At 68.0% G+C, this 11859-nt stretch carries 10 protein-coding genes and 1 tRNA gene; 5 read left to right on the forward strand and 6 right to left on the reverse strand.

Annotation, left to right across the window (positions count from 1 at the left end):
- The first annotated feature begins 29 nt into the window (after positions 1-29).
- From ABT025_RS01270 to ABT025_RS01285, 4 genes are read left to right on the forward strand one after another with little or no spacing between them, the layout of a single operon-like run.
- Positions 30-218 (forward strand): hypothetical protein, encoded by a 189-nt coding sequence (locus ABT025_RS01270; protein WP_350988458.1) that lies wholly within the window; start codon positions 30-32, stop codon positions 216-218.
- Positions 215-853, forward strand: coding sequence for an aminodeoxychorismate/anthranilate synthase component II (locus ABT025_RS01275; protein ID WP_350988459.1), 639 nt, complete (start codon positions 215-217; stop codon positions 851-853). The genes ABT025_RS01270 and ABT025_RS01275 overlap by 4 nt, the downstream gene beginning before the upstream one ends.
- Positions 850-2235 carry a class E sortase gene (locus tag ABT025_RS01280; RefSeq protein ID WP_350988460.1) on the forward strand — a complete coding sequence of 462 codons (1386 nt, stop codon included), beginning with the start codon at positions 850-852 and terminating at the stop codon, positions 2233-2235. The genes ABT025_RS01275 and ABT025_RS01280 overlap by 4 nt, the downstream gene beginning before the upstream one ends.
- A gap of 34 nt (positions 2236-2269) precedes the next feature.
- A complete protein-coding gene (locus tag ABT025_RS01285) occupies positions 2270-2998 on the forward strand; it encodes a class E sortase (RefSeq protein WP_350988461.1) in 729 nt (242 codons plus the stop codon).
- A 92-nt stretch (positions 2999-3090) separates the two neighbouring features.
- Here the strand turns inward: ABT025_RS01285 and pknB are convergent, their stop codons facing one another.
- The 6 genes from pknB to ABT025_RS01315 form a co-directional block, all read right to left on the reverse strand.
- A complete protein-coding gene (gene pknB / locus ABT025_RS01290) occupies positions 3091-5088 on the reverse strand; it encodes a Stk1 family PASTA domain-containing Ser/Thr kinase (protein ID WP_350988462.1) in 1998 nt (665 codons plus the stop codon).
- A gap of 167 nt (positions 5089-5255) precedes the next feature.
- A complete protein-coding gene (locus ABT025_RS01295; protein WP_350988463.1) occupies positions 5256-6719 on the reverse strand; it encodes a peptidoglycan D,D-transpeptidase FtsI family protein in 1464 nt (487 codons plus the stop codon).
- The gene (locus ABT025_RS01300; RefSeq protein WP_326737385.1) at positions 6716-8125 is read right to left on the reverse strand and encodes an FtsW/RodA/SpoVE family cell cycle protein; all 1410 of its coding nucleotides are present in this window, start codon (positions 8123-8125) and stop codon (positions 6716-6718) included. Before ABT025_RS01300 ends, ABT025_RS01295 begins: the two co-directional genes overlap by 4 nt.
- A gap of 23 nt (positions 8126-8148) precedes the next feature.
- On the reverse strand, positions 8149-9645 hold the full coding sequence (locus tag ABT025_RS01305; RefSeq protein WP_350988464.1) for a Stp1/IreP family PP2C-type Ser/Thr phosphatase: 1497 nt from the start codon (positions 9643-9645) through the stop codon (positions 8149-8151).
- A 129-nt stretch (positions 9646-9774) separates the two neighbouring features.
- The gene (locus ABT025_RS01310) at positions 9775-10290 is read right to left on the reverse strand and encodes an FHA domain-containing protein FhaB/FipA (protein ID WP_266780367.1); all 516 of its coding nucleotides are present in this window, start codon (positions 10288-10290) and stop codon (positions 9775-9777) included.
- A 10-nt stretch (positions 10291-10300) separates the two neighbouring features.
- The gene (locus ABT025_RS01315) at positions 10301-11212 is read right to left on the reverse strand and encodes an FHA domain-containing protein (protein ID WP_350988465.1); all 912 of its coding nucleotides are present in this window, start codon (positions 11210-11212) and stop codon (positions 10301-10303) included.
- A gap of 314 nt (positions 11213-11526) precedes the next feature.
- Between ABT025_RS01315 and ABT025_RS01320 the strand changes: the two genes are divergently transcribed.
- Positions 11527-11609, forward strand: a tRNA-Leu gene (locus ABT025_RS01320).
- Positions 11610-11859 lie beyond the last annotated feature (250 nt).

The raw sequence follows: 11859 nt of genomic DNA on the forward strand, positions 1-11859 counted from the left end.
CTGGTCCCGTACCGAATGGAGGGGTCAGCATGTACGGCTGGATCTGGCGGCATCTGCCGGGCAACGCGTGGGTGCGAGGGTTCATTTCGCTCGTGCTCGCCCTGGCGGTCGTCTACGTCCTGTTCCAGTACGTCTTCCCGTGGGCGGAGCCGCTGCTTCCGTTCGGCGACGTGACGGTGGACGGCGACGGAGCGAGCGCGATGGGGGCCGTTCGATGAGCGCCCGCATCCTGGTCGTGGACAACTACGACAGCTTCGTCTTCAACCTCGTCCAGTACCTCTACCAACTGGGCGCCGAGTGCGAGGTGCTCCGCAACGACGAGGTGACCACGGCCCACGCCCAGGACGGATTCGACGGCGTCCTGCTCTCGCCCGGACCCGGCACCCCCGAGCACGCGGGCGTCTGCATCGACATGGTGCGGCACTGCGCGGCGACCGGCGTCCCGGTCTTCGGTGTCTGTCTGGGCATGCAGTCGATGGCGGTGGCGTACGGCGGAGTGGTGGACCGTGCCCCCGAGCTGCTGCACGGCAAGACGTCCCCGGTGCTCCACGAGGGCAGGGGCGTCTTCGCCGGTCTGCCCTCACCGTTCACGGCGACCCGCTACCACTCGCTCGCCGCCGAGCCGGACACGGTTCCCGAGGAGCTTGAGGTCACCGCCAGGACGGCCGACGGCATCATCATGGGGCTGCGCCACCGGGAGCTGGCGGTCGAGGGAGTGCAGTTCCATCCGGAGTCGGTGCTCACCGAGCACGGCCATCTGATGCTGGCGAACTGGCTGGCGCAGTGCGGTGACACCGGAGCCGTCGAGAGGTCGGCGGGACTCGCGCCGGTGGTGGGCAAGGCCGCCGCGTGACGCCACCCCGCCACGGTTCCGACGCCGGACGGGACGGCCCGTACGAACCGGTTGGGTTCGAGGCGGGTGCGTTCGAGGCCGCGGTGGACCACTTGGCGGACCCGCTGAACGATCCGTTGCCGGGGCATCACGCCTCGCCGTGGTTCCGGGCGGAGAGCGTTCCCGCCGCGTCGGCGGACGCGGACGGCGCAGCGGCGGCAGAAGCCGGCACCGGGGCGGGGCCGACGCAGGCGCCACACGGGCCGCAGGCGGCCCAGGACCCTCCGCGGGAGTGGTACGACCCCGAGGGCTACGAACGGGACTGGTGCGGCCACCAGGAGCCCGCGCAGGCTCCGCCCGACGCAGTGCCCACGGCTCCGCCCGTGGAGCCGCTCCGGCTCACCGACGAGACCGTCGCGCTGCGGACGGCGGACACCCGGCGCGCGTTCGTCGCCGACGGGGCGGCGACCGCCGTCCTGCCGGTGGTGACTCCCCGCCCCGAACCGGAACGCGATTCAGGGGCAGACGGGTCGGGGGACGCCGACGAACCGGACGCCTCCACTCCGGCCACCGGAGGCCGGGCCGAGCGGCGCCGCGCGGCGAAGGGCCGGGGCCGCAGGCGCGGCGAAGGGCAGCCGGAGCCCGCGCCGGCGGCGGCCGACGGCACGGCCGGCACCCCCCCGAAGCCGATGTCACGCGTCGAGGCGCGACGGGCCGCCAAGGCGGCCAAGGACAGCCCCGCGGTCGTCGTCAGCCGGGTGGTCGGCGAGCTGTTCATCTCGCTGGGCGTTCTGATGCTGCTGTTCGTCACCTACCAGCTGTGGTGGACGAACGTGCGCGCCGAACAGATCGCCGGCAAGGAGACGCACAAGATCCAGGACGACTGGGCCAAGGGCAAACGCAGCCCGGGAGCGTTCGCGCCGGGTGAGGGCTTCGCCATCATCCACATCCCGAAACTCGACGTGGTCACGCCGATCGCCGAGGGCATCAGCAAGGAGAAGGTCCTCGACCGGGGGATGGTCGGGCACTACGGCGAGGAACCACTGCGTACGGCGATGCCCTCGGACAAACAGGGCAACTTCGCCCTGGCCGGCCACCGCAACACGCACGGCGAACCGTTCCGCTACGTCAACCGGCTGACCCCCGGAGACAAGATCGTGGTGGAGACGCAGGAGGCCTACTACACGTACGAGATGACGAGCGTCCTTCCCCAGACCTCACCGTCCAACGTGTCGGTCATCGGGGCGGTGCCGCCGCAGTCGGGGTTCAAGAAGCCCGGGCGATACATCACCCTGACGACCTGTACGCCCGAATTCACGAGTACGTACCGTTTGATCGTCTGGGGCAAGATGGTCGACGAACGGCCGCGCAGCAAGGGAAAGCCCGACGCGCTCCTGGACTGAGCGGGCCGAACGACATCACGACAGGGGCGGTGCGGTGGCAGCGAGGACCGAGGACGAAGAGCAGACCGGTGAGTCCGCGCCGCCGGTGCGGCCCAGGGGCCGTCATCCCGTCGCGACCGCCGTCAGCGTCTTCGGTGAACTCCTGATCACCGCAGGCCTGGTGCTGGGGCTCTTCGTCGTCTACTCCCTCTGGTGGACGAACGTGCTCGCCGACCGCGAGGCCACCAAGCAGAGCGAAACCGTCCGCGACCGCTGGGCCGGCGGCCCGGGCGCGCTGGACACCAAGGACGGCATCGGCTTCCTCCACGTCCCCTCGATGAAGAACGGCGAGGTGCTCGTCAAGAAGGGCACCGACACCGAGAACCTCAACGACGGCATCGCCGGCTACTACACCGATCCGGTGAAGTCGGCGCTCCCCTCGGACAAGGAGGGCAACTTCACCCTGGCCGCTCATCGCGACGGCCACGGGGCGAAGTTCCACAACATCGACAAGGTGCGGACCGGGGACGCGATCGTCTTCGAGACCAAGGACACCTGGTACGTCTACAAGGTCTTCAAGGAGCTTCCCGAGACGTCGAAGTACAACGTCGACGTGCTCCAGTCGGTCCCGAAGGGCTCCGGAGCGAAGAAGGCCGGCCGCTACATCACGCTGACGACGTGCACGCCCGTCTTCACGTCGAAGTACCGCTACATCGTGTGGGGCGAGCTGGTGCGTACGGAGAAGGTCGACCGCGACCGTACGAAGCCGGCGGAGCTGCTCTGATCCGGGTACCGGTAAACGCAGGGCCCCGGTAAACGCAGGGCCCCGGTCACCGTTGAGGTGACCGGGGCCCTGCGTTGTGCCATGAACGCCGGCTAGCGGCCGTCGTTGCCGCCGAGGAGGTTGCCGTTCCCGTTCCCGTTCCCGCCCATGGTGGTGAGCGTGATGGTGGTGGCGGCCGGGTCGGCCTGGGTGCCCGGCTGCGGGTCACTGCCGGTGACGATGGCGTTGTCGTCACCCGAGTTGCCCTCCGCGAACTGGATGTTCGCGAAGCCGGCCTGGGCCAGTTCCTGCTTGGCCTGTGAGACCTTCTTCATCCTGACGTCGGGCACGGGGACCGTCGCGGGCTGCGGCGGGCCCTTGGACACCTTGAGGATGATCGCGGTGTCCTTGCCCACCTTCTCGCCGGCCGTCGGGTTCTGTTCGACCACGGTGCCCGCTTCTTTTTCGCTGTCGACCTCGGACCTGCCGATGTTCTTGAAACCGTTTCCGGTGAGCTGAGCGACTGCGTCATCCCACTTGCGGTCGACCACGGGCGGCATCGAGATCAGCTTCTCCGTCGCGACCGAGAGCTTGACCTCGGAGTTCTTCTCCGCCTTCGCGTTGCCCTTCGGCGTCTGGTCCAGGACGGTCCCGGGAGTCGCGTCGGCGGACTCGACCGAGTTGACGGTGACCGTGAATCCCTGATCTTCGAGGACCTTGCGCGCGTTCTCCTCGGAACTCTGCGTGACGTCCGGGACGCTGACCTTCGGAGCACCGCTGGAGACGAAGACCGTGATGGTGTCGCCCTCCGAGACCGTCTGGTCCTTCGTCGGCGTCTGCCGGCAGATCTTGCCCGCGGGCTGCTCCTCGCACTCCTCCTTCGGGCCCTGCTTGAGGACGGTGTTGGTGTTGTCCGCGAGCAGCTGCGCTTCCTTGACGGTCGAACCGACCATGTTCGGCGCCTTGAACGTGCCGTCGCCGCTGTCGCCGTCGCCGCCGAAGACCGCCTTGCCGATGAGGATCGCGCCGATCAGCACCAGGATGCCCGCGACGACCAGCAGGATCGTCGAGGTGTTGCCCTTCTTCTGCCGGCGGCGGTCGGGGCGGTCGTCGTAGCCGTAGCCGCCGTCGTCCGGGTTGACCGGCGGCAGCATCGACGTCTGCGCGCCGTGCTGGTCCGCGGCCCGCAGGGCGGTGGTGGGCTGGTCGTTGTCGTAACCGCCGTAGCCGCCGTAACCAGCCGCGCCCATAGCCGCGGTCGCCGCGACCGGCTGACCGTCGAGGCAGGCCTCGATGTCGGCGCGCATCTCGTCGGCCGACTGGTAGCGGTAGTCGGGGTCCTTGGTGAGGGCCTTCAGCACGATCGCGTCCATCTCGGGCGTGATCTCGGGGTCGAAGTTGCTGGGCGGCTGAGGCTCTTCCCGCACGTGCTGGTAGGCCACCGCAACGGGTGAGTCCCCGACGAACGGCGGCCTGACGGCCAGCAGTTCGTAGAGGAGGCAGCCGGTGGAGTACAGGTCGGAGCGGGCGTCGACCTGCTCACCCTTGGCCTGCTCCGGGGAGAGGTACTGGGCGGTGCCGATGACGGCCGCGGTCTGGGTCATCGTCATGCCGGAGTCGCCCATGGCGCGGGCGATGCCGAAGTCCATGACCTTGACCTGGCCGGTGCGCGTCAGCATGACGTTCGCCGGCTTGATGTCGCGGTGGACGATCTGGGCGCGGTGCGAGTACTCCAGCGCCTGGAGGATCCCGACCGTCATTTCGAGGGTGCGCTCGGGCAGCAGTCGGCGACCGGAGTGCAGCAGCTCCCTCAGCGTCGACCCGTCGACGTACTCCATGACGATGTACGGGATCGAGACCCCGTCGACGTAGTCCTCACCGGTGTCGTAGACCGCGACGATCGCCGGATGGTTGAGCGAGGCGGCGGACTGGGCCTCACGGCGGAACCGGGCCTGGAAGGACGGGTCGCGGGCGAGGTCCGCCCGGAGCGTCTTCACAGCTACGGTGCGGCCGAGCCGGGTGTCGTGGGCGAGGTAGACCTCGGCCATGCCACCACGGCCGAGCACCGAGCCCAGCTCGTACCGGCCGCCGAGGCGACGCGGCTCTTCCATAACTGTTCCAGCCCTCTCCGTCAGTCCTGACCGCACCGGTGTGCGGTCCGGCGGTGTGCTGTTCGCGCATACGCTACCGGCCGCGCACTACGTGATCAGCCCGCAGGCAATACCTGATACCTGACCGGTATCCCAATGTGCAGATACGGTGCCCGGTGTGAGCGGCGTCACTTCTCGCTGTCGATGACTGCCTTCATGACGTCCCTTGCGATGGGGGCGGCCAGGCCGCCACCGGAGATGTTGTCGCGCAGCGCCTTGCTGTCCTCGACGACCACGGCCACGGCGACGGGGGAGCCGCTGTCGGTCTTCGCGTACGAGATGAACCAGGCGTACGGATTCTCACTGTTGTTGAGGCCGTGCTGCGCGGTACCCGTCTTGCCGCCGACGGTCACGCCCTGGATCTTGGCGTTCCCACCCGTGCCGCTGGCGACGACGGTCTCCATCATCTGCTGGAGCTTCTGGGCGTTCTCGGCCGAGAGCGGCTGGCTGAGCTGCTCCTTCTCGTGGGTGTAGATGTCGTCCAGGCCGGGAGACTGGCGCTTGGCGACCATGTACGGCTGCATCAGCTTGCCGTCGTTGGCGACCGCGGCGGCCACCATGGCCATCTGGAGCGGGGTGGCACGGTTGGACGCCTGCCCGATGCCGGCCATGGCGTTCTGCGGGCGGTTGTCCTTGGGGTAGATGCTCGCGGCGGAGCGGACCGGGGTGAAGATCTCCTTGTTGAAGCCGAACTTGTCGGCCTCGTCGATCATCTTCTGGTTGCCCAGGTCATCGCTGATCTTGCCGAAGACCGTGTTGCACGACATCCGCAGGGCTTCCCGGAGCGAGACGTTCTCGCACGGGATGTTGCCCTCGTTGGCCAGGGGCTTTCCGGTGGTCAGCGGAAGGCGCCACGGCAGCGGCGACTTCGTGGCCGCGTCGATGTCGGTGTAGAGCCCGTTCTCCAGAGCGGCTGCCGCGGTGACGACCTTGAAGGTCGAGCCGGGCGGGTAGGTCTCGCGCAATGCCCGGTTGAGCATCGGCTTGTCCTTGTCCTTCTGGAGCTTCTGCCAGGCCTTGGAGTCCTTGTCCGAGTTGCCCGCGAAGGTCGAGGGGTCGTACGAGGGCGTGCTGGCGAGCGCCAGGATGGCACCGGTCTGCGGGTCGAGGGCGGCGACCGCGCCCTTCTTGCTCCCGAGCCCCTCGAAGGCGGCCTTCTGGGCGGCGCTGTTGAGCGTGGTGACGACGTTGCCGCCCTGCTTCTTGTCACCGGTGAACATCGACATCGTGCGGTCGAAGAAGAGCTGGTCGTCGTTGCCGGTGAGGATGCCGTCCTCGATGCTTTCGAGCTGCGTGGCGCCGAAGGCCTGCGAGGAGTAGCCGGTGACGGGGGCCCACATGGGGCCGTTCTGCCAGACCCGCTTGTACTTGAAGTCGCCGCTCTTGGTCTCGACGGACCCGGTGACGGACTTGCCGCCGTCCACGATGATGTTGCCGCGCTCGTTCGCGTACCGCTCGATGCGGACGCGGCGGTTCTCGTCGCGGGTGTTGAGCTCGTCGGCCTTCACGTACTGGAGGTAGTTGGTGCGGACGAGCAGGGCGAGGATGAGGATTCCGCAGAAGACCGCGATCCGGCGCAGGGGCTTGTTCACGGGCGGACCACCTGGGTCATCTCGGCGTCGGAGGACGGGGCGGGGGCGGGGGCGGGGCGGCGGGCGGTGTCGCTGATCCGGATGAGGATGGCGATCAGCGCCCAGTTGGCCAGAACGGACGAGCCACCGTACGCGAGGAACGGCATGGTCATACCACTCAGCGGGATGAGTCCCATGACACCGCCGGCCACCACGAAGACCTGGATCGCGAAGGCGCCGGAGAGGCCGATCGCCAGCAGCTTGCCGAAGGGGTCGCGGGCGGCGAGCGCCGTGCGGACGCCCCGCTCGACGATCAGACCGTAGATCAGCAGGACGGCCATCATTCCGGCCAGCCCCAGTTCCTCGCCGACGGTGGAGAGGATGAAGTCCGCGTTGGCCGCGAACATGATCAGGTCCGAGTGGCCCTGGCCCAGACCGGTGCCGAGTGTGCCGCCGGAACCGAAGGACATGAGGGACTGAGCGATCTGGTCGCTCTGCGCCATCGTCGCCTTGGAGAACGGGTCGAGCCAGGCGTTCACACGGTCCTGCACGTGGTGTTCGAAGGATGCGACACCCACCGCGCCGACCGCCGACATCCCGAGACCGAACACGATCCAGCTGGTGCGCTCGGTGGCGACGTACAGCATGACGACGAACAGACCGAAGAACAGCAGCGACGTACCGAGGTCGGTTTCGAAGACCAGGATCAGGATCGACAGGGCCCAGATGGTGATGATCGGGCCCAGGTCGCGTCCGCGCGGGAGGTACAGCCCCATGAAACGGCGGCTGGCCAGGGCCAGTGCGTCGCGCTTCACCATGAGGTAGCCGGAGAAGAAGATGGCGATGAGGATCTTGGCGAACTCACCCGGCTGGATGGAGAACGGGCCGAGGCTGATCCAGATCTTCGCGCCGTTCACCGCGGGGAAGAACATCGGGATGACCAGCAGGACCAGCGCCGCGGCCATCGAGATGTAGGTGTAGCGCTGAAGGATGCGGTGATCCTTGAGGATCATCAGCACGGCGACGAAGAGAGCGACACCGATCGCCGAGTACAGGAGCTGCTTGGGAGCATCCGGGCTGTACGCCCCGTACAGGTATTCGGCACGGTCGATCAGCCGTTGCGACTGGTCCAGCCGCCAGATCAGCACCAGCCCCAGCCCGTTGAGCAGGGTCGCCAGAGGCAGCAGCAGCGGATCCGCGTACGGAGCGAACTTGCGGACCACGAGATGGGCGACGCCGCCGAGCAGGATGAGCCCCGCCCCGTATCCGAACATGCCCGACGGGATCTTGCCGTCGATGGCAAGTCCCACGTTGGCGTAGGCGAACACCGAGATGGCGATGGCGAAGACCATCATCATCAGTTCGGTGTTGCGCCGGCTCGGTGCGTCGATCGCGCCGATCGTGGTCGTGTTGGTGACAACGCTCATGGTGCTGAAGGCCCCCTACGGCTTTACTGCTTACCGCACTGCGGGACCAGCTTCTTCTCTTCCTCCGAGAGGCTGGGACCAGGAGTGGGAGTCGCTGAAGTCTGCTTGGTCTTGGTGGTGCCGGACGTCGCGGACGTCTTGGCGGCGTCCGTGTCCGTACCGCCGGCCTGGCCCTCGTCGCTGGGGGCGTTCTTCTCGGCTGCGCGGCGCTGTGCGTCCTTCTTGCAGGCCGTGGCCTGGGTGGCGAGCTCGGTGATCTTCCGGCGGGCGTCGGCCAGGTTGCCCTCGGCGATCGTCGCCTCGACCCGCTTGCGCTGGTAGGGCGGGAGGTACTTGAGTTCGATCTCGGGGTGGTCCGTCTCGACCTTCGAGAGCGAGACCCACGCGAGGTTCTGGCTGATGCCCCGGTACAGCGCGACGTTGTCGTTCTTCGCGCCGACGAAGTACTGGGTCTGGGTCCAGCGGTAGCCGCCGTACAGACCGCCGCCGATGACCGCCAGGGCGAGCACGATGTACAGGGACCGCTTGAGCCACTTACGGCCGCCGGGCTTGACGAAGTCGTCGTCGGAGTAGGACCCGAAGGACCCGTCCGGCATCCCGTCGTAGCCGACGTCGTCGCCGCTGCCGGGAGGGCCGAAGCCGCCCGCGGGCGGCGGGACGGGGCGGCCGAGACCGGCCGCGCGTCCGGCGGGGGTCTCCATGGCGCCGCCGTCGTTCAGCTGGGCGGCCTGGTTCTCCGCGACGGCTCCGACGATGACCGGGGTGTCATTGAGCTGACCGGCCAGACTGTCGTTGCCGTCCACGTCGAGGACGTCGGCGACGATGCAGGTGATGTTGTCCGGACCGCCGCCGCGCAGAGCGAGCTGGATCAGGTCCTGGATGGTCTCCTGCGGGCCCTGGTAGCTGGCGAGCGTCTCCTCCATCGTCTGGTGGGAGACGACACCTGAGAGTCCGTCGGAGCAGATCAGATAGCGGTCGCCGGCCCGGACCTCACGGATGGAGAGATCGGGCTCGACGTGGTCGCCACTGCCCAGCGCGCGCATCAGCAGGGAGCGCTGCGGGTGGGTGGTGGCCTCCTCCTCGGTGATCCGGCCCTCGTCGACCAGCCGCTGTACCCAGGTGTGGTCCTGCGTGATCTGTGTCAGGACGCCGTCCCGCAGCAGGTAGGCGCGTGAGTCGCCGACGTGTACGAGGCCGAGGCGCTGACCCGTCCACAGGAGCGCGGTGAGCGTGGTGCCCATGCCCTCCAGCTGGGGGTCCTCCTCGACCATCATGCGCAGCTGGTCGTTGGCCCGCTGGACCGCCGTACCGAGCGAGGTGAGGATGTCGGAGCCGGGTACGTCGTCGTCGAGCTGGACGAGCGCGGAGATCACCTCGGAGCTCGCGACCTCACCGGCTGCCTGGCCGCCCATGCCGTCGGCGATGGCGAGCAGACGCGGTCCGGCATAGCCGGAGTCCTCGTTGCCCTCGCGGATCATGCCCTTGTGCGATCCGGCGGCGAAGCGCAGGGAAAGACTCATGCGCACCTCGCCCGTCGGTTCGGGGTACAGCCGGTCTCGAGCCACACTGCCCACCCTCCGGTCGGGAGCCCGGCCGGGTCCGATGCCCGGGCCACCGCGGCTCGCTCGCTCCGCTCGCTCATTGTCGTACTACTTCCGCAGCTCGATGACGGTCTTGCCGATCCGGATCGGCGCGCCCAGCGGAACAGGCGTCGGGGTGGTGAGACGGGTCCGGTCCAGATACGTGCCGTTGGTGGACCCGAGATCCTCGACGATCCACTGGCCGTCACGGTCGGGGTAGATCCTGGCATGCCTGCTGGACGCATAGTCGTCGTCCAGCACGATCGTTGAATCATGGGCCCGGCCCAGCGTGATGGTCTGCCCCTGGAGAGCCACCGTGGTGCCGGTGAGCGTCCCCTCGGACACGACCAGTTTGGTCGGTGCTCCCCGGCGCTGGCGGCCGGGCTGCTGGCGTTGCTGCGGCGGTGCCGCAGCGGTCTGGCGTGCCTGTGGAGGCCGTGCGTCAGCAGCAGTGCGGCGTGAGCCGCGCTGCGTGACGCGCGTTCCGAACAGGTCACTTCGAATGACCTGGACGGCCACGATCACGAACAGCCACAGAACAGCCAGGAATCCTAGCCGCATGACCGTAAGGGTCAGCTCTGACATTGCCCCCGCTTCACCCTTCGGCTTGCCGGTAAACGATGGTGGTGCTGCCCACGACGATCCGCGAGCCGTCGCGGAGCGTAGCGCGGGTTGTGTGCTGCCCGTCTACCACGATGCCGTTGGTGGACCCGAGATCCTGGATCGTCGAGGGTGTTCCGGTTCTGATCTCGCAGTGCCGACGGGAGACGCCGGGGTCGTCGATCCGTACGTCGGCGTCGGTACTGCGTCCCATCACCAGCGTCGGCCGGGAGATCTGATGGCGGGTGCCGTTGATCTCGATCCAGCGTCGCACCTGCGCGTTCGGCAGGGGGCTGGGGGTGGCCGGCGGACGTCGGTCGGGTCCTGGGGCGGCGCCACCGTGCCTGGCGGCGCCCGGCGGCGGGGCCGCGGGCATGGGCGGTGGGGAGCTGGGCGGGTAGCCGTAGCCGCCGGGGGCCTGGGGGCGCCCGGGCCCGGGGCGGGCGGGCGGTGCCGCCTGCTGTCCCGGGTGGCTCTGGAATCCCTGCTGGCCGCCCTGGCCGCCCTGGCCGGGCTGGTCGTGCTGTGACGAACTCGACGCCAGGGTGCGGCTGCGCACCCGGTAGAGGCCGGTGTCGAGGTCGTCCGCCTTCTCCAGGTGGACCTTGATGGGCCCCATGAAGGTGTACCGCTGCTGCTTGGCGTAGTCCCTGACAAGCCCGGAGAGCTCGTCGCCCAGCTGGCCGGAGTACGGGCTGAGACGCTCGTAGTCGGGGGCGCTGAGCTCGACGATGAAGTCGTTGGGGACGACGGTCCGCTCGCGGTTCCAGATGGTGGCGTTGTTGTCGCACTCCCGCTGGAGGGCACCGGCGATCTCGACCGGCTGGACCTCGGACTTGAACACCTTGGCGAAGGTGCCGTTGACCAGACCTTCGAGACGCTGCTCGAAACGCTTCATGACTCCCATGGGGCACCTCCTCCGGTGTCGTCGTCCCTGTACTGCTTACTGATCGTATCCACGCGTCGGGAAATCGGCTGGTTCCCCTTGTCTGCACTGTGGATGAGTGTCCCCCCTCACACGGATCGTAGAGGCGGCCTCCTGACAGTGTCCCGCACCTTGGGTGCACTCAGGAGGAGTGGGGGGAGGCGGCTCCGGGTTCCCGGTTCCCTTCGGGCGTTCGGCGAAACAAACGGATGTGAATCCACCCTGTCCAGCGTGCTAATCTTCCGTTTGTCGCCAGGCGCTCAGCAAGCAAGTGAGAGTCTGGAAACACCACTCATGCGCGAGTGGCGGAACGGCAGACGCGCTGGCTTCAGGTGCCAGTGTCCTTAGGGACGTGGGGGTTCAAATCCCCCCTCGCGCACAAGAAGGAAGCCCCACAGGCCAATGGCCTGTGGGGCTTCTTCAGTTCGGAGCCGGGTGGGTGCCTGGAGGGTTTGGTTTCACGTGAAACGCCCGATTCGGTCCCTCGGGGTGAGGTTGGCGAAACGGGCTCAGCGAAGAAGCGAGAAGGGCCGGAGGGTCCGGTCAACCCACGAAAGGAGCTAATAATACTCAAGCCTAGAACGCGGTGATCCACTAAATATAACCAGGCGCGGCCCGCGATCGGTGGA

Origin of the sequence: Streptomyces sp. NPDC002809 (assembly GCF_040295435.1) — a bacterium.
Classification (GTDB): Bacteria; Actinomycetota; Actinomycetes; order Streptomycetales; family Streptomycetaceae; genus Streptomyces.